This window comes from Bacteroides sp. HPS0048 (assembly GCF_964240755.1).
Taxonomy (GTDB): Bacteria; Bacteroidota; Bacteroidia; order Bacteroidales; family Bacteroidaceae; genus Bacteroides; species Bacteroides nordii.
In genome coordinates this window covers 78,672-98,056 of sequence record NZ_CAXSVC010000013.1, presented here as the reverse complement: position 1 = coordinate 98,056, position 19,385 = coordinate 78,672, and the positions used below count along the sequence as shown (strand labels likewise).

Genomic DNA, 19,385 nt, shown 5'->3' with positions numbered 1-19,385 from the left:
TATTTAGTTGATAAATGAAATTAGTAAAGCCTAAAAAGTTTCTCGGACAGCATTTCCTGAAAGACCTTAAAGTGGCACAGGATATTGCCGACACTGTTGATACGTTTCCTACACTTCCTATTCTGGAAGTTGGACCGGGAATGGGTGTGCTCACACAGTTCCTCGTAAAAAAGGAACGCCCGGTGAAAGTAGTAGAGGTAGATTATGAATCGGTAGCCTATCTGCGCGAAGCTTATCCGTCACTGGAAGACTGTATTATTGAGGACGACTTTCTCAAAATGAATCTGCAACGTGTTTTTAATGGCAACCAGTTCGTGTTAACCGGAAATTATCCTTATAACATATCCAGTCAGATTTTCTTCAAGATGCTCGAAAATAAAGATCTGATACCTTGTTGTACCGGTATGATTCAAAAAGAAGTAGCCGAACGTATTGCAGCAGGGCCGGGAAGCAAGACTTATGGTATTCTCAGCGTATTGATACAAGCATGGTATCGGGTGGAATATCTCTTTACGGTCAGCGAGCATGTCTTCAATCCGCCCCCAAAAGTAAAAAGCGCCGTAATACGTATGACACGTAATGAAACAATTGAACTGGGATGTGACGAGAAGTTGTTCAAACAAGTAGTAAAAACCACTTTTAATCAACGAAGAAAAACATTACGCAACTCTATTAAACCGATATTAGGCAAAGAATGCCCGCTGACGGAAGATGTTTTATTCAATAAACGGCCGGAGCAACTATCGGTACAGCAGTTTATCGACTTGACTAACAGTGTAGAAGAAGCTCTAAAGAGTCACAAGGCAAAGATCGATGTTGACAATATGGAATAAAATAAATAAAGATACATTGGAAAAAGGAAGAATAGGAATCTTATTTTTTATCCTATTCCTTCCTTGCCTGTCCAGCCTGTTCATGTCTGTCGATATACAAAAAGAATTCAGCGACAGGATTGGCTATCTACTTTTATATATACTTGTATTATTACTTCCTCTTTCTTTTTTGAAGAGCAAATTCTATTTCCTCTTTGAAGGTGTTTTCCTGTTATTTGCCCCAATCGAGATAATACACCTGAAACTGTTGGGAATGCCGGTTTCGTCTCCATTCATAACCTCTATGCTTCAAACAGACTTCAAAGAGAGCATGGAAGTTCTGTCTTCTTTCAAATTAGAAATTATCATAATGCTGTTAGTATGGGGGATTTACTTTATACAAGTATATAAAGTTCCAAACCGCTACTTAGGTACTAAATGGTTTCGCATAGCTTTAATTCCTCTTTTCATCATCTGGAATGTTACTCTGTTTGCAAACACATTCCTGTCATCCCCTTCCGGCAGCACTTTTTCGGGACGTTTGGTAGTCAGTTCGTACCGGGTTGTGCACCAGTATTATAAAATCTTTCCCGTGAATTTGTTCCTATCTTATACCAAGCATTTGAAAGACAACTCGGAGGTCAAGGCTATGAATGAAAGATTAAAGTCGTTTAAATTTGGTGTGCAAAGCCTGACTCCACCCAATGAAAAAGAACTATATGTTCTGGTCATCGGAGAATCTGCCCGTGCAGACCATTTCTCTATAAATGGTTATGAAAGAAAAACAACTCCACTACTTGAGCAAACAGAGAATCTGGTTAGCTTTAGAGATGTACTTTCTACAGCCAATATTACGGTCAGGGCACTTCCATTATTGCTAAGCCGTGCCACTCCGGAATCACCGGAGATAGCATATCAGGAAAAAACACTTCCGGAAGCGTTTAAAGAGTGTGGTTTTTCTACAGCGTGGATTGCCAACCAATCTTTCAATGATCCTTATGTTCTTCGGATAGCTCATAACTCTGACTACCATCACTTTGAATTGGTAGACTACAGTGCCGACAATAATTATGATGAAAAATTATTGCCCAAACTGGACAAAGTACTTGCTTTCAACAAGCAAAAGCAATTTATTGTAATTCATACATTGGGCAATCATTTCAAATACAACTACCGGCATCCCGAAAACTTTGAAAAGTTCAAACCGGCAATGCCTAAGGATTTTAGTTACAATGAGATTGGTAAAGACAAAAAAGCCATTGTCACTAACTCATACGACAACTCGGTTTTGTATACCGATTTTATACTATCTGAAATTATAAAAAGGGTACAACAACAATCATGCATAGCTGCTGTCAGTTACATTTCCGATCATGCAGAAAATCTGTATGATGACGGCACCGAAGAATTGATGCACAGCAGCTCAAATCCGAGCCGGAATGAAGTACACGTACCCTTTATCGTATGGCTTTCTGATTCCTATAGGAAACAGTTTCCGAAAATATATGATATATTGAACAGTCATAAAGACAGTCCAATCAGCTCCAACAACTTGTTTCACACGATGCTGAAGATTAGTAATATCACCTATCCGGATGAAAAGCCCAATCTCAGCATTACATCCGAAGAATTTCAGGGAGACAGTATCAGAGAAGTATTAACACCCAATGGAAAAATAGTATATCTTCATTAAATATCAGATATAAGTAAGATGAACGAGGAATACATAGACAACGTTAAACAACTTATTGAGCAGAAAGATGCCAATAAGGTTAAGGAATTTCTTATCAACCTTCATCCGGCTGATATAGCCGAGTTGTGTAATGACCTCAACCCGGAAGAAGCCCGTTTTGTCTACCGGTTGCTCGATAACGAAACCGCTGCCGACGTATTGGTAGAAATGGACGAGGACGTTCGTAAAGAATTCCTTGAAATTCTGCCTTCCGAGACAATCGCCAAACGCTTCGTCGATTACATGGATACGGATGATGCCGTAGACCTGATGCGAGAACTCGATGAAGAAAAACAGGAAGAGGTTCTTTCACATATCGAAGACATCGAACAGGCAGGAGACATCGTTGACCTTTTAAAGTATGACGAAGATACTGCCGGTGGTTTGATGGGAACCGAAATGGTACTCGTCAACGAAAACTGGAGTATGCCGGAGTGCCTGAAAGAGATGCGCCAACAAGCAGAAGAACTGGATGAGATCTACTACGTATATGTAATAGACGATGACGAGCGACTACGTGGTATTTTCCCTTTGAAGAAGATGATCACTTCACCTTCCGTATCAAAAGTGAAACACGTGATGCAAAAAGATCCGATCTCCGTACATGTAGACACACCAATCGACGAAGTTGCCCAAATCATTGAAAAATATGACCTTGTAGCTATCCCGGTATTAGATAGTATCGGACGACTCGTCGGGCAGATCACCGTTGACGACGTAATGGATGAAGTACGTGAACAATCGGAACGTGATTATCAGTTAGCTTCCGGACTTTCACAAGACGTAGAAACAGATGATAACGTTCTCCGTCAAACCACTGCACGTCTCCCCTGGCTACTTATCGGTATGTTGGGTGGTATTGGCAATTCCATGATATTAGGAAACTTCGATGCAACTTTTGCTGCTCATCCTGAAATGGCTCTCTATATCCCACTGATCGGAGGTACGGGAGGAAATGTCGGAACACAATCTTCAGCACTCGTCGTGCAGGGATTGGCGAACAGTTCTCTCGATACTAAAAACACTTTCAAGCAAGTTACCAAAGAGGCAATAGTGGCATTAATCAATGCAACAATTATTTCTTTATTAGTATATACATATAATTTTATTCGCTTTGGCGCCATGGCAACCGTTACCTATTCTGTATCTATCAGTTTATTTGCAGTAGTGATGTTTGCTTCTATTTTTGGTACTTTAGTCCCGATGACGCTTGAAAAGCTTAAAATAGACCCTGCCATTGCCACAGGACCGTTTATTGCCATTACGAATGACATTATCGGTATGATGCTTTATATGGGAATTACTGTTTTATTGTCCTAAATGAAAGATAAATAAAAAAAAATCAGGCAAAAAAGTATGAAGTAATCGTTTTATTTCATTAATTTGTGACCTAATGTAATAAAGAGGAGTTAAATCCCCATTTCCTAAAACGAATATACAATGATGGACTCTCATGACACTAACCAACCTTTGAATCCAGGGGAGTTAGAAGAAGAAAAGAAAACAGTTGAGGTTTCTGAAACTATAACAGAAACTCCAACCGAAGAAACAAATGCTGAAAAACAACCCGAAACAGCTCCTCGGCTGGCAACAAAAGAGGAAGTACTTGTGCGGATGAAAGAACTTGCTCAAGATGCAGAAAATGCCAACAAGCAAGAATTGGACAGTTTAAAGCAATCTTTTTATAAGATACATAATGCCGAACAGGAAGCGGCGAGGAAGCTATTTGTTGAAAATGGCGGTTCAGAAGAAGACTACGTACCACAGAGTGATGCGATAGAAGAAGAGTTCAAAAATGTGATGGCTGTTATCAAAGAAAAAAGAAGTGCCCAGGTTGCCGAACTGGAAAAGCAGAAAGAAGAAAATCTGCAAATCAAGCTTTCAATCATAGAGGAACTCAAAGAATTGGTAGAATCGCCGGATGACGCTAACAAATCATATACAGAATTCAAGAAACTACAACAGCAGTGGAATGAAACCAAATTGGTTCCCCAGGCTAAAGTAAATGAACTCTGGAAGAACTATCAGTTATATGTAGAAAAATTCTATGACATACTGAAGCTCAACAACGAATTCCGCGAATATGACTTCAAGAAAAATCTTGAAATAAAGAATCGTCTTATCGAAGCAGCTGAAAAGCTCGCAGATGAAGAAGATGTTGTTTCGGCTTTCCATCAACTACAGAAGTTACACCAGGAATTCCGTGATACAGGTCCTGTAGCAAAAGAACTTCGTGATGAGGTATGGAACCGTTTCAAAACAGCATCTACAGTAGTCAATCGTCGTCACCAACAGCACTTCGAAGCTTTGAAAGAAGCCGAACAACATAATCTGGATCAGAAAACGGTGATTTGCGAAATTGTAGAAGCTATCACCTACGACGAATTGAAAACATTCTCAGCCTGGGAAAATAAGACCCAGGAAGTTATTGCCCTGCAAAACAAATGGAAAACAATCGGCTTTGCACCGCAAAAGATGAATGTAAAGATATTCGAACGTTTCCGTCATGCCTGCGATGACTTCTTCAAGAAAAAAGGAGAGTTCTTCAAAGCATTGAAAGAGGGAATGAACGAAAATCTGGAGAAGAAAAAAGCATTGTGTGAAAAAGCAGAAGCATTGAAAGACAGCACAGACTGGAAAGCAACAGCCGACGCATTGACCAAATTGCAGAAAGAGTGGAAAACGATCGGACCGGTTTCAAAAAAATACTCAGATGTGGTATGGAAACGTTTCATTTCTGCTTGTGACTATTTCTTTGAACAGAAAAATAAGGCAACTTCTTCACAACGTTCCGTCGAAATAGAGAATATGGAGAAGAAGAAAAACATCATCAGCCAACTAACCGCCATTGACGAGTCTATGGACACGGAAGAAGCGGGAAAACTGGTTCGCGAACTGATGAAAGACTGGAACGCCATAGGACATGTGCCATTCAAGGAAAAAGATAAGCTGTACAAACAATACCATACTCTGATTGATCAGCTGTTTGAACGCTTTAATATAAGTGCTTCAAATAAGAAACTGAGTAATTTCAAATCTAATATCAGCAACATTCAAGGAGGAGGACCGCAGACTCTATACAGAGAACGCGAAAAATTGGTTCGCGCATACGAAAATATGAAAAGTGAACTCCAAACTTATGAAAACAATCTTGGCTTCCTGACATCTGCTTCTAAAAAAGGAAATAGCCTGTTAACGGAACTCAACAGAAAAGTGGACAAGTTAAAAGCTGACTTAGAATTGGTTTTGCAGAAAATTAAAGTAATTGACGAATCAATTAAAGAAGAAGAATAAACCAAAACAGTAAAGATATAAAAAATGAAGGGAGTGCATCAAAAGAATATAAATGATTGCACTCCCTTTATTTTCCATATAGGTTTTAGCTTATAAAAAAAGCGCAAAACATCTCCAGGACATTTCACGCTTTCTTGTTTGTTGGGCTATCTGGACTCGAACCAGAAATGACAGGACCAGAATCTGTAGTGTTACCATTACACCATAGCCCAATACTTATTTTTCAACGATCGACTCCGTTGTTTCTCGTTTGCGGGTGCAAAGATACAAAGAATTTGGGAATTTCAAACATTTCACATATTTTTTTTGCAAAAAATCAATGATGTCCTCCCTATTTTTAAAGATACATCCCTAAAAAACACAAAAAAAGAAGAGTTTTACGACATAACTTTCTTTGATACAAGAATTCAGCGTATATTTGTAACCTATATTATGTTAATATAGCAAGAAACAAAGACAAGAGCTTCCTTGTTATAAAGAGAAGTAAAAGCATTGATTATTAAATTTCAACCGATAAATGAACGAGACGAAAATATTAATTGAAAAAATAACAGAAGGAATTCAAGAGAAAAAAGGTAAAAACATCGTTATAGCCGACCTGACAAATATTGGCGATACAATATGCAAATATTTAGTAATTTGTCAAGGTAACTCACCCAGCCAAATAACAGCCATCGTTGATTCAATCAAAGATTTCACCCGGAAAGGCACAGACATTAAACCATTTGCAATAGATGGTCTGCGAAATGCCGAATGGGTAGCTATGGATTATTCAGATGTGCTGGTACACGTATTCCTGCCCGAAACCAGATATTTCTATAATCTGGAAAATCTTTGGGCGGATGCCAAGTTAACAACGATCCCCGACATTGACTAATTTTTCAATATGGAAGATAAAAACAAGAAACCCAATAAAGTAAATATGCCCAAGTTCAATCTGAACTGGATGTACATGATTATAGCCCTAATGCTCCTGGGCCTTTGGTGGAGCAATCAGGGAGGTACTATAAGCAAACAGATTCCTTACGACGAATTCCAACAGTACGTTCGTGAAGGGTATGTGAGTAAAGTAGTAGGATATGACGACAGTTCGGTTGAAGTATTTATCAAACCGCAGTTTGTGGGCAAGGTATTCAAACAAGATTCAACCCGCGTTGGCAAAAACCCAATGATTACCACTGAAGCTCCCACACGTGAGAGTCTTGGTAATTTCATTGATGCCCAAAAACAAGAAGGCCATTTTGATGGTTCCATAAGCTACGATAAAAAGAACAACATATTTGGTTCTATTCTGATAAACTTCTTGCCGATCATCTTCCTCATCGGACTGTGGATATTCTTTATGCGTCGAATGAGTGGTGGAGCAAGCGGAGGCAGCGGTGGAGTATTCAATGTAGGAAAGTCCAAAGCACAACTTTTTGAAAAAGGTGGTGCTATTAAAATCACATTTAAAGATGTGGCAGGACTTGCCGAGGCCAAACAAGAAGTGGAAGAGATTGTAGAATTCCTGAAACAACCACAGAAATATACGGACCTTGGTGGTAAGATTCCTAAAGGTGCGTTGTTGGTAGGTCCTCCGGGAACAGGTAAAACCCTGCTTGCCAAAGCAGTGGCCGGTGAAGCGAATGTACCGTTTTTCTCTCTGGCAGGTTCAGACTTTGTTGAAATGTTTGTTGGTGTAGGTGCTTCCCGAGTTCGCGACCTCTTTCGCCAGGCAAAAGAGAAAGCTCCCTGTATCATTTTTATTGATGAAATTGATGCAGTAGGACGTGCCCGTGGTAAAAACCCGGCAATGGGAGGAAATGATGAACGCGAAAATACATTGAACCAGCTCTTGACAGAAATGGATGGTTTCGGTTCTAACAGTGGCGTTATTATCCTTGCCGCTACCAATCGTGTAGACGTATTGGATAAAGCCCTTTTGCGTGCCGGACGTTTCGACCGTCAAATCCATGTAGACCTGCCCGACTTAAATGAACGTAAAGAAGTATTTGGTGTACACCTGCGTCCTATTAAAATAGATGATAGTGTAGATGTAGATTTACTGGCTCGCCAGACACCTGGATTCTCAGGAGCAGACATAGCCAATGTATGTAATGAAGCTGCCTTGATTGCAGCCCGCCATGGAAAGAGCTTTGTTGGTAAACAAGATTTTCTGGATGCAGTAGACCGTATCATTGGTGGTCTGGAAAAGAAAACCAAAATAACAACCGAAGCTGAACGCCGTTCCATTGCGCTGCACGAAGCAGGTCATGCAGCCATTTCCTGGCTACTTGAATATGCCAATCCATTGATAAAGGTAACCATTGTACCGCGTGGTCGTGCATTAGGCGCTGCCTGGTATTTGCCGGAAGAACGTCAAATCACCACTAAAGAGCAAATGCTTGATGAAATGTGTGCCACTTTAGGTGGACGTGCCGCAGAAGATTTATTCCTTGGAAGAATCTCAACCGGAGCAATGAACGACTTGGAACGCGTCACCAAACAATCATACGGTATGATTGCTTATCTTGGTATGAGCGACAGACTGCCTAATCTGTGTTACTATAACAATGATGAATATTCTTTCAATCGTCCTTATAGTGAAAAGACAGCTGAATTAATTGACGAGGAAGTAAAAAAGATGGTCAACGAACAATACGAACGGGCTAAACAGATTCTATCCGAACATAAAGACGGACATAATCAATTGGCTCAATTGTTAATAGACAAAGAAGTTATCTTTGCGGAGGATGTAGAACGTATCTTTGGTAAACGTCCATGGGCATCACGCTCTGAAGAAATCATGGCAGCTAAAGAAAGTAAAGACGCTGCAGATGCAGAGAAAGCTCTTGAAAAGAAAATGAACGAAGAGAAGGAAGCCAAAAAGGAAGCTGAAGCCTCAGCAGAAACACCGGTTACCGAATTACAAAATTAAAATCTAAACACGTTGAAAAACAATTTTATACAAAGAGCGATCACAGGGGTACTATTTGTAGCCATATTGGTAGGATGCATTCTCTATCACCCATTCAGTTTCGGAGCACTTTTTATAGTAATCAGTGCTCTAACAATACGGGAATTTGGTAGCCTGGTCAATCATATAGAAGGTGTCAGCGTCAATAAGAACATCATCATGTTGGGCGGAGCTTATCTGTTTCTGGCTATAATGGGATTCTGCATTGATGCATCAGACTCTAAAATATTCCTTCCTTATTTACTTTTGCTTCTCTACATGATGATTAGCGAACTGTATCTGAAGAAGGAAAGCCCTGTGCTCAATTGGGCTTTCTCTATGTTGAGTCAACTATACATTGCATTACCCTTCGCTTTATTGAGTGCATTGGCTTTTCACAATAATCCGGAAGATTCCTCTGTAAGCTACAACCGGATATTGCCGTTATCTATTTTCGTCTTCATCTGGTTGAGTGACACAGGAGCTTATTGTGTAGGTTCATTAATAGGAAAGCATCGTCTTTTTGAACGTATCTCCCCTAAAAAATCGTGGGAAGGTTCTATTGGAGGAGGCATGGTATCAATAGCTTCGTCTTTTGTATTTGCTCATTTCTTCCCGATTATGAGCGTAGCAGAATGGGCGGGACTCGCATTGGTAGTAGTAGTTTTTGGTACCTGGGGGGATCTTACAGAATCATTATTAAAACGCCAACTTCACATCAAAGACTCCGGGTCTATTCTTCCTGGACATGGTGGTATGTTAGACCGGTTTGATAGTGCATTGATGGCGATACCTGCAGCAGTAGTTTATCTGTACGCATTGACATGGATTTAAAAAAGATTCATATACAGAAACGGGCCTGTCTCCAACAGCAAAGACAGGCCCGTTTTAATTGAAAGCCCGGCAAAACACTATTCCGTCTTACCTGCTTCCAGTGTGTTATAATCAAGGTTTAGAGCTATTTTGGGGACAGACGTCGTTTCTTTCACGTTAAATGTCAACTCAACTTCGCCATTTACGGATGAGTTCAGTTTCAACTTCAACCCCTTCTTTCCTTCAAAGTCCAGAGAATTCAGATTAAATGAAACAGGTTCATAACCAAACCAACCGGACAGATCGTTATGCGTATTATAACGATATTCTAAATGGATATATCCATCATCTTCTGCTTCCTCTATCGTATTACGCACCAGACTAACCCGGTGTGGCCCATAAACAGGTCTGTTCTGTTCGAATATAAGATTCAGATATCCATTAGCAATCCAGATATCACCTTTAAGAATAGAGACCGGATCATTGCCTATCTCTTCTTCATTCTCTGAGGTTAAGTCTTCCACCTGCTTCGTTGTAACAGGAAATAGGTTCTCAACCTTAATAGCCATATCATACTCCCCATAGTTATCATACAAAGGATTGAAAACAACAAGCATACGTTTACCGTCTACCGGTTTAAATCCATAAACATTTGTTGCAGCCGGCCAAAGACTCCCATAATTATCGGACTCTAAATAATACGTATCACCACTCACTACACGAACTGTAGCCCAACTCCCTCCACGTTGTCCGATAGAATATCCATCACTCTCATCACATGATTGCAAAGTAGGAATTAATACCAATAACAACACTAAGAAAAAACAATTCAACTTTTTCATATATGTATTCCTTTCTTTTTTGTTTCTATCAGATAAATAAAAAAGCCGGGCATTTACTGCACCGGCTTTAGATTTATTATCAAAAGATAGCTTATTTTTTAAGCAATTTCATCATTTCACGAGCAGCATGCCGGGGAGCTCCAGCTGGACCAAGACGTTGAGCCATTAATTCATATTCATCCAACATTTTCCGGCGGTACTCCTTATTAAACAAAAGTCGTTCCAACTCTATTTTCATATTCTCAACCGTCATTGTATCAGCAACAAGTTCCTTTACAACTTCACGATCGGCTATCAAATTAACAAGAGAAATAAACTTTACTTTCAGAATATGCTTACGCAAAAAAGACACAAACTTGCCACATGCCAAATAATAACATACAACTTGAGGAATCCGGAAAAGTGCTGTTTCCAATGTTGCTGTACCAGAGGTAACCAGGGCCACATCAGAGTGTTGCAAAAGCCGGTAAGTCTGATTGAAAATAATCTTCACTTGCACATCGCCTACATATTGCTGATAATATTCAAGAGTAATAGAAGGGGCTCCCGCCAGCACCAACTGATAATCAGGAAAAGCAGAAGCTGCTTTTAACATACCGGGAAGATTGTCTTTTATCTCTTGCTTCCGACTTCCGGCAAGAAGAGCAATAACCGGTTTATCCTCCAGATTATTGTCGCGAATAAAATCTCCAAAACTCTCCGAATGAGAATGACAAAAAGCAGTCACCTCATCCACCGTAGGATTGCCAACATAGTGTATCGGATAGCCGTGCTTCTTTTCAAAAAACTCAACTTCAAAGGGAAGAATGGAAAAAAGCTCATCAACATCACGTTTAATGTTCTTTATCCGATATTCCTTCCAAGCCCATATCTTTGGCGAAATATAATAATAGACAGGTATTTGAGTATGAGAGTGAATAAACTTTGCAATATTCAGATTGAAACCTGGATAATCTACCAGAATAACAACATCCGGATTCCAGGATACTATATCTTCTTTACAACACCTCATATTGGCAAAGATAGTGCGCAAATGCAACAATACAGGAATAAATCCCATATAAGCTAATTCTTTATAATGCTTCACCATCGTCCCTCCAACAGCAGCCATCAAGTCACCGCCAAAGAAACGAAAATCGGCCTGCGGATCCTCTTCTTTCAATGCAGCCATCAGATGAGAGGCATGCAGATCACCGGAAGCTTCGCCAACAATGAGATAATATTTCATTATTCAAACCATTTATTCAGTTCGTTCATAAACTCATAATCCGTCACATCCACTTTGGTCGGAGTAATGGCAACGTAACCATTAGCAAGTGCCCAATGATCATTCTTCTCATTCTCCGGTTCATCATCTGTAAACTCTCCTATCAGCCAGAAATAATTGCTATCTCCTTTTCGGGGACAAGCTTCCCATTCATTGGTCCATCGCCCCTTAGCCTGTTCACAGACTTTAATTCCCTTAATATCCTTTGTATCAGGGAAATTTACATTCAGACAAGTTAATAAAGGTAATCCTTTTTCTAATACCTGAGAAGCTATTTGACGGATATACGGGCCTGCTGACTCAAAATCGGCTCCGGGATCATGACTGCAAAGAGAAAAGCCAATAGAAGGAATCCCATTCAGACACCCCTCAATTACAATTCCCATCGTACCGGAGTAATGGACATTCGTTGCCGAATTATCACCATGATTAACACCTCCTACCACCAAATCGGGTTTCCGATCAAGTACTGTATTCCAAGCCAGTTTAATACAATCAGCCGGTGTACCCGAACATTTGTATACGGTCAATCCCACCTCTTTACGAACTAACTGATAATGTACAGGTTGAGTCACGGTAATAGCACATCCACTACCCGAACGGGCAGTATCGGGCGCCATAACTACAATTTCGCCTAACGGACGAAGAAACTTTATAAGTTCACTTATGCCTTTTGCCATGACACCATCATCATTAGAGATGAGTATCAAAGGTCGCTTATTTTCCATAATAATCTCCTTAGTCTTTATAATTCAGTACAAAAGTAGCAAAAAGAACGTTTATCACCAACTCTCCCCTTTTTTAAACCTTCATCCAGACTTTGAAGATATTTAGTTATATGTATTCTGAGAAGGTACAGGAGTTATTATTTACTTTCCCGCATAATCATTTGCAGGCGTTTACAAATCTTAATCTTCTGCAAGTGAGCAAAAAAGCAACCCGTTATTTAATATAAATATGTATATTTGCAGGCCAGGAAAAGGAATACATAAAGATTTCATTGTTCAGTTATTAACAAAACAGATGACTTATCAACAGAATCAGCAAAGTTTCTCTTTTTTCGTAGGTGCTCTGAGTTATTATCACTTATTTCGCAGCCGATAAAATTAGATAATATGGGAAAAATAATTGCTTTGGCCAATCAAAAAGGCGGTGTAGGTAAAACAACGACTACGATCAATCTCGCAGCCTCACTCGCTACACTCGAAAAAAAAGTACTGGTGGTTGACGCAGACCCACAGGCAAATGCTTCATCCGGTCTGGGAGTTGATATTAAGCAATCAGAGTGTACAATCTATGAATGTATTATAGATAGAGCTGATGTACAGGATGCTATCCATGACACAGAAATTGAATCACTGAAAGTCATCTCTTCACATATCAATCTGGTAGGAGCAGAAATAGAAATGCTAAATCTGAAGAACCGCGAAAAGATATTGAAAGAAGTGTTAACCCCTCTGAAGGAAGAATATGATTATATATTAATAGACTGTTCGCCTTCGCTGGGGCTCATCACTATTAACGCACTGACCGCTGCTGATTCTGTAATCATCCCTGTGCAGGCTGAATACTTCGCTCTCGAAGGAATCAGTAAATTATTGAATACCATTAAAATTATAAAATCCAAACTTAACCCGGCACTGGAAATAGAAGGATTCTTACTGACAATGTATGACTCACGCCTGCGTCAGGCCAATCAGATATACGATGAGGTAAAACGCCATTTTCAGGAATTGGTATTTAAGACTGTAATACAGCGTAATGTCAAACTAAGCGAAGCTCCCAGTTACGGTATACCAACCATCTTATATGATGCAGAATCAACCGGAGCCAAAAATCATATGGCATTAGCACAAGAAATTATCAACAGAAATAGTAAATAAACGAGGTATATGGCAACACAAAGAAGAAATGCATTAGGCCGCGGGTTAGACGCTCTGCTTTCAATGGATGAAGTAAAGACCGAAGGTTCTTCGTCTATTAATGAGATAGAGTTGTCACAAATCTCTGTTAATCCGAATCAGCCACGTCGGGAATTCGACGAAACGGCATTGCAGGAACTGGCAGATTCTATCTCTGAAATCGGTATTATCCAACCTATCACATTGCGTAAGCTTACGGAGGATGAATATCAGATTATAGCTGGAGAACGCCGTTACAGAGCCTCACTTAAAGCGGGGTTAAAAACAATCCCAGCCTATATCCGCACAGCCGATGATGAAAACGTAATGGAAATGGCGCTGATTGAAAATATTCAGCGTGAAGATCTTAACGCAGTAGAAATAGCCCTTGCCTATCAACATTTGCTGGAACAATATGAATTGACGCAGGAACGTCTCAGCGAACGAGTAGGTAAGAAACGTACTACTATTGCCAACTATTTGCGCTTGTTGAAGTTACCGGCACCAATTCAGATGGCATTGCAAAACAAACAAATTGATATGGGACATGCCCGCGCATTAATTACGTTGGGAGACCCTAAACTGCAAGTAAAAATATTCGAAGAGATATTGGAGCACGATTACTCCGTACGCAAAGTAGAAGAGATTGTAAAATCACTGAGCGAAGGAGAAACCGTAAAAAGCGGAACACGCAAAATCACACCAAAGCGTTCCAAACTACCGGAAGAATTCAACATGCTAAAGCAACATCTTTCGGGATTTTTCAATACCAAGGTACAGTTGACCTGTTCTGAGAAAGGAAAAGGTAAAATCAGCATCCCCTTCAACAACGAAGAAGATCTGGAACGTATCATGGAAATCTTCGACACGTTAAAGAAGTAAATGACAAGGAAATATAAGATATACAAACCATATATCATCACCCTGCTTCTCTGTTTTCTACAGGTAGCAGGGATTGATGTGTATGCACAAGAACCTGTCAAGGTTACACCACACGACTCCGTAACAGTACGTGAAGCTCCTAAAGCACGTGCGCGCCGGCATCGTGAGACCAATAGTCCGGCAGAGAAAGATTCTTTGGGCACAAACAGAGCTCTGCTCAGTAGAGATAGTATCACTGCACTTAAAATAGACAGTACCCAAATGCAGGCGGTAGCTCCTATAGTAGCTGACAGCTTGGATAAGGCCAATAAGAAAAATCTCAAAGAGATAGAGACAGCTGTAGTCCTGCCCCAACCCAAAGATACTGTGCCTCCTGCCATTCCAGAGAAAATCTGGACTCCTAATCCGACAAAGGCCACCTGGCTGGCAATCGTTTTCCCGGGAGGAGGACAAATTTACAATCGTAAGTTCTGGAAACTTCCCATTATTTATGGAGGATTTGCCGGATGTGCTTATGCACTAAGCTGGAACGGGAAGATGTATAAAGATTACTCGCAAGCTTATCTGGATATAATGGATAGTGACCCTACAACTAATAGTCATCTTGACATTTTACCTCCTACAGGTTATTCAGACAGCCAGGCCAAAGAAGTTTTACGAAAACGTAAAGATATGTTCCGTCGCTATCGAGATCTTAGTATATTCGCTTTTATCGGTGTATATCTGATCTCTGTAATCGACGCTTATGTTGATGCAGAATTATCGAATTTTGATATTACCCCGGATTTAAGTCTGCGGGTTGAGCCAACAATTATTAACGACCAATTCCGCCCGATGAATAAATCGGTAGGTGTACAATGTAGCTTTAGGTTTTAAAAACAACTGAAGATCAACAACTAAGAATGAAAAAACTAAAAAACTATTACCCCTTTATTCTCTTTTTCCTGTTAGCAAGCACACAGGTAAAAGCACAAAGTGTAGACGTAATTATCAAAGAAAACGGAACCGAGCGCCAGGAAAGTATCGACCTTCCGAAAAGTATGACTTATCCGCTTGACAGCCTGCTTAATGACTGGAAAGCTAAAAACTATATCGATTTAGGCAAAGATTGCAGTACTTCTGAAGTGAATCCACTGTTCAGTGACTCTGTCTATATCGACCGTCTTTCGCGCATCCCCGCTATCATGGAAATGCCGTATAATGAAATTGTACGCAAATTTATTGATATGTATGCAGGACGTCTGCGCAATCAGGTCTCTTTTATGTTGAGTGCCTGTAATTTTTACATGCCTATTTTTGAAGAAGCACTCGATGCCTACAACCTCCCACTGGAACTCAAATATCTGCCTATCATTGAATCAGCTTTAAATCCTTCTGCCGTATCCCGTGCAGGAGCTTCTGGGCTGTGGCAATTTATGCTGGCTACAGGTAAGATGTATGGGCTTGACTCAAATAGTCTTGTGGACGAACGCCGTGACCCGATTAAGGCAACCTGGGCGGCAGCACGTTATCTGAAAGAGCTATACGCCATATATGGCGACTGGAACCTTGTTATTGCAGCTTACAACTGCGGCCCGGGAACAATTAACAAGGCCATACGCCGCGCAAACGGTAAAACGGATTATTGGGATATATACAATCTCCTGCCCAAAGAAACCCGCGGATATGTACCGGCTTTTATTGCAGCCAACTATGTAATGACCTACTACTGCGATCATAATATTTGCCCGATGGAAACAAATATTCCTGCCAGTACAGATACGGTTCAAGTAAATAAGAATCTGCACTTTGAACAGATCGCAGACATCTGTGGAGTTAATATCGACCAGATAAAAAGTCTTAATCCCCAATATAAAAAGAACATAATCCCGGGAGATAGCAAATCCTACACGCTTCGCCTGCCACAAAGCCACATTAGTATATTTATCGATCAGCAAGATACAATTTATGCTCACCGGGCTGATGAGTTATTCAGAAACCGGAAAACGATTGCTATCAATGATAATACTCCGCCGAGCAATACAAGGGCCAAAGCTTCTGTTGGAAAAGGAACGCCAACCTACCACAAAATAAAAAGCGGGGAAACACTGGGAACCATTGCAGCAAAATATGGAGTTCGCATAAAAGATATCCAAAGCTGGAACGGATTACGAAATACCAAGATTGCAGCAGGAAAACAACTGAAAATATACAAATAAATACATCTTTGCTTGCATCGAGTTGAAAATTGCTTATTTTTGCAGAAAGCAATGAAAAGATGACATTTATGGATACTAATATACCCCCAAAAGAACTGGCAGAAGAAGAGATGATCGATCAAGCGTTCCAGGAACTACTGAACGATTATCTTGCAACCAAGCATCGCAAACGTGTTGAGATTATAACAAAAGCATTCAATTTCGCCAATCAGGCACATAAAGGTATTAAACGCCGTTCCGGTGAACCTTATATTATGCACCCGATAGCTGTTGCTAAAATTGTATGTAACGAGATAGGCTTGGGTTCAACTTCTATCTGCGCAGCCTTACTTCATGATGTCGTAGAGGATACAGATTATACAGTAGAAGACATTGAGAACATCTTTGGTCCTAAGATTGCACAAATCGTAGATGGACTGACCAAAATATCCGGTGGGATATTTGGTGATCGTGCATCGGCTCAGGCGGAAAACTTTAAGAAGTTATTGCTCACCATGTCAGACGATATTCGTGTAATTCTGATTAAGATTGCCGACCGTCTGCATAATATGCGTACACTGGGTTCCATGTTGCCCAACAAGCAATATAAAATTGCAGGAGAAACGCTTTACATCTATGCCCCTTTGGCCAATCGTCTGGGATTGTATAAGATAAAAACAGAACTAGAGAACCTCAGCTTCAAGTATGAACATCCTGAAGAATATTTGGAAATTGAAGAAAAGCTGAATGCCACTGCCGCAGAACGAGACAAGGTATTCAATGATTTCACTGCACCTATCCGAGAGCAACTGGATAAGATGGGATTAAAATATCGCATATTGGCACGCGTCAAATCCATTTATTCTATCTGGAATAAGATGCAAACCAAGCATGTTCCTTTTGAAGAAATATACGATCTGCTTGCTGTACGTATAATCTTTGAACCCAGAAATCCGGAAGAAGAGCTAAATGACTGTTTTGATATATATGTATCTATCTCCAAAATATATAAACCTCATCCAGACCGCCTGCGCGACTGGGTTAGCCATCCTAAAGCCAATGGATATCAGGCACTGCATGTTACCCTGATGGGTAACAACGGACAATGGATCGAAGTCCAGATTCGTAGTGAACGCATGAATGACGTTGCAGAACAAGGATTTGCCGCCCATTGGAAATACAAAGAAGGAGGCGGTAGTGAAGACGAGGGAGAACTTGAGAAGTGGTTGAAAACCATCAAAGAAATTCTGGATGATCCTCAACCGGATGCTATTGACTTCCTGGATACAATCAAACTCAACCTGTTTGCCTCCGAAATATTTGTGTTCACACCAAAAGGTGAACTCAAAACCATGCCTCAGAATTCCACAGCACTGGATTTTGCTTTCTCATTACATACAGACATCGGCAGTCACTGTATCGGTGCAAAAGTAAATCACAAGCTGGTCCCTCTGAGCCACAAACTGCAAAGTGGTGACCAGGTAGAAATTCTGACTTCCAAATCACAACGTGTACAACCCCAATGGGAGGTATTTGCCACCACGGCGCGAGCTCGTGCCAAAATAGCTGCCATTCTGCGTAAGGAACGGAAAATTAACCAGAAAGAAGGAGAAGAGCTTCTTAACGAGTTTCTTAAAAAAGAGGAAATCCGTCCGGATAATGTGATCATCGCGAAGTTGTCCAAGTTGCATAACATGAAGAATGAAGAAGAACTATTTATAGCCATAGGGAACAAAAGTATTATTTTAGGAGATGCCGACAAGAATGAATTAAAAGAAAAGCAAAGCAGTAACTGGAAAAAATACCTGACCTTCTCCTTTGGAGGAGGAAATAAAGAAAAACAACCGGAAGAAAAAGAGGTACAGGAAAAAGAAGCTATTAATCCGAAACAGATATTGAAGCTTACCGAAGAAGCACTACAAAAACAGTATATCATAGCAGAATGCTGTCATCCTATTCCGGGAGACGATGTTTTGGGTTATATAGATGAAAATGACCGCGTCATCATCCATAAGCGCCAATGTCCGGTAGCAGCCAAATTGAAAAGCAGTTATGGTAACCGTATTATTGCCACCGTATGGGACACACATAAAGTACTCTCTTTCCTTGTGTATATTTATATCAAAGGCATAGATAGTATGGGACTCTTAAACGAAATCACTCAAGTCATATCACGACAACTTAACGTAAACATTCGTAAGTTGGATATAGAAACCAATGATGGTATCTTTGAAGGGAAAGTACAACTCTATGTGCACGATGTAGATGATGTTAAAGCAATCTGTGATAACCTGCGAAAGATTCAGAATATTAAATCTGTAACGCGTGTAGAGAATTAAAAAGATTAAAGATCAAATGAATAAGCTAAAGAGCCGGACGGCGATTATCGTTCGTCCAGTTCTTTTTTTATAGACAGTAATTCTTCTCTGATATCCTTCAAGCGATTGACTATTTCGAAGTTGCGAATGGTGGCCTCTCCATTATCTTTCAACTTTTGGCGCGCACCAGGCAGAGTCATTCCTTTCTCCTTTACCAAATGATAAATCAAGGCAATAGTATCCACATCTTCCTTACGATACTGACGTACCCCCCGCCCACTTGTCTTAGGCGCAATCTGAGGAAATTCTTTCTCCCAGAAACGAAGCAAAGACTGATTTACATCAAACATCTCTGCAACCTCAGCTATCGAATAATATAACTTAAAATTCTTATCTGTATTAATGCCCATCT

General features: G+C 40.2%; 16 protein-coding genes and 1 tRNA gene. 12 read left to right on the top strand and 5 right to left on the bottom strand.

What is annotated here, in order from left to right:
- The first annotated feature begins 14 nt into the window (after positions 1–14).
- From rsmA to ACESQI_RS12250, 4 genes are all read left to right on the top strand, one after another.
- Entirely contained in the window at positions 15–833 is an 819-nt protein-coding gene (gene rsmA, locus ACESQI_RS12265) for a 16S rRNA (adenine(1518)-N(6)/adenine(1519)-N(6))-dimethyltransferase RsmA (protein WP_002559300.1), read from the top strand.
- The gene (locus ACESQI_RS12260; RefSeq protein WP_002559299.1) at positions 814–2,505 is read left to right on the top strand and encodes a phosphoethanolamine transferase; all 1,692 of its coding nucleotides are present in this window, start codon (positions 814–816) and stop codon (positions 2,503–2,505) included. Before rsmA ends, ACESQI_RS12260 begins: the two co-directional genes overlap by 20 nt.
- An 18-nt stretch (positions 2,506–2,523) precedes the next feature.
- Positions 2,524–3,864 (top strand): magnesium transporter, encoded by a 1,341-nt coding sequence (gene mgtE, locus ACESQI_RS12255; protein WP_002559298.1) that lies wholly within the window; start codon positions 2,524–2,526, stop codon positions 3,862–3,864.
- 120 nt (positions 3,865–3,984) lie between these two features.
- Positions 3,985–5,838: a DUF349 domain-containing protein gene (locus ACESQI_RS12250; RefSeq protein ID WP_002559297.1), complete on the top strand. Its 1,854-nt coding sequence runs from the start codon at positions 3,985–3,987 to the stop codon at positions 5,836–5,838.
- Positions 5,839–5,979: 141 nt separating this feature from the next.
- On the opposite strand, the gene ACESQI_RS12245 is transcribed toward ACESQI_RS12250, so the two are convergent.
- Positions 5,980–6,050, bottom strand: a tRNA-Gln gene (locus ACESQI_RS12245).
- A gap of 305 nt (positions 6,051–6,355) precedes the next feature.
- Here ACESQI_RS12245 and rsfS point away from each other — a divergent pair.
- Genes rsfS through ACESQI_RS12230 form a run of 3 tightly spaced genes read left to right on the top strand, consistent with a single transcriptional unit; the run spans position 6,356 to position 9,607 of the window.
- Entirely contained in the window at positions 6,356–6,715 is a 360-nt protein-coding gene (gene rsfS, locus ACESQI_RS12240; protein WP_002559296.1) for a ribosome silencing factor, read from the top strand.
- A gap of 9 nt (positions 6,716–6,724) precedes the next feature.
- Complete coding sequence (ftsH, locus tag ACESQI_RS12235) at positions 6,725–8,755, top strand: ATP-dependent zinc metalloprotease FtsH (protein ID WP_002559295.1); 2,031 nt, start codon at positions 6,725–6,727, stop codon at positions 8,753–8,755.
- A 12-nt stretch (positions 8,756–8,767) separates the two neighbouring features.
- Positions 8,768–9,607, top strand: a complete 840-nt coding sequence (locus ACESQI_RS12230; protein ID WP_007484060.1) for a phosphatidate cytidylyltransferase — start codon at positions 8,768–8,770, stop codon at positions 9,605–9,607.
- A 77-nt stretch (positions 9,608–9,684) separates the two neighbouring features.
- Here the strand turns inward: ACESQI_RS12230 and ACESQI_RS12225 are convergent, their stop codons facing one another.
- From ACESQI_RS12225 to surE, 3 genes are all read right to left on the bottom strand, one after another.
- Complete coding sequence (locus ACESQI_RS12225; RefSeq protein ID WP_373126182.1) at positions 9,685–10,428, bottom strand: NigD-like protein; 744 nt, start codon at positions 10,426–10,428, stop codon at positions 9,685–9,687.
- A 91-nt stretch (positions 10,429–10,519) separates the two neighbouring features.
- On the bottom strand, positions 10,520–11,656 hold the full coding sequence (lpxB, locus tag ACESQI_RS12220) for a lipid-A-disaccharide synthase (protein WP_195348664.1): 1,137 nt from the start codon (positions 11,654–11,656) through the stop codon (positions 10,520–10,522).
- Positions 11,656–12,423, bottom strand: coding sequence for a 5'/3'-nucleotidase SurE (surE, locus tag ACESQI_RS12215; RefSeq protein ID WP_002559291.1), 768 nt, complete (start codon positions 12,421–12,423; stop codon positions 11,656–11,658). Before surE ends, lpxB begins: the two co-directional genes overlap by 1 nt.
- A gap of 387 nt (positions 12,424–12,810) precedes the next feature.
- Between surE and ACESQI_RS12210 the strand changes: the two genes are divergently transcribed.
- The 5 genes from ACESQI_RS12210 (at position 12,811) to ACESQI_RS12190 (ending at position 18,994) form a co-directional block, all read left to right on the top strand.
- Entirely contained in the window at positions 12,811–13,578 is a 768-nt protein-coding gene (locus tag ACESQI_RS12210) for a ParA family protein (RefSeq protein WP_002559290.1), read from the top strand.
- 9 nt (positions 13,579–13,587) lie between these two features.
- The gene (locus ACESQI_RS12205; protein ID WP_002559289.1) at positions 13,588–14,478 is read left to right on the top strand and encodes a ParB/RepB/Spo0J family partition protein; all 891 of its coding nucleotides are present in this window, start codon (positions 13,588–13,590) and stop codon (positions 14,476–14,478) included.
- On the top strand, positions 14,479–15,354 hold the full coding sequence (locus ACESQI_RS12200; protein ID WP_234130731.1) for a DUF5683 domain-containing protein: 876 nt from the start codon (positions 14,479–14,481) through the stop codon (positions 15,352–15,354).
- 26 nt (positions 15,355–15,380) lie between these two features.
- Positions 15,381–16,676: a lytic transglycosylase domain-containing protein gene (locus ACESQI_RS12195; protein ID WP_002559287.1), complete on the top strand. Its 1,296-nt coding sequence runs from the start codon at positions 15,381–15,383 to the stop codon at positions 16,674–16,676.
- Between the two features lie 68 nt (positions 16,677–16,744).
- Entirely contained in the window at positions 16,745–18,994 is a 2,250-nt protein-coding gene (locus ACESQI_RS12190; RefSeq protein ID WP_007484056.1) for a bifunctional (p)ppGpp synthetase/guanosine-3',5'-bis(diphosphate) 3'-pyrophosphohydrolase, read from the top strand.
- Between the two features lie 44 nt (positions 18,995–19,038).
- Here ACESQI_RS12190 and ACESQI_RS12185 read toward each other — a convergent pair whose 3' ends face one another.
- A complete protein-coding gene (locus tag ACESQI_RS12185) occupies positions 19,039–19,383 on the bottom strand; it encodes a MerR family transcriptional regulator (protein WP_002559285.1) in 345 nt (114 codons plus the stop codon).
- Positions 19,384–19,385 lie beyond the last annotated feature (2 nt).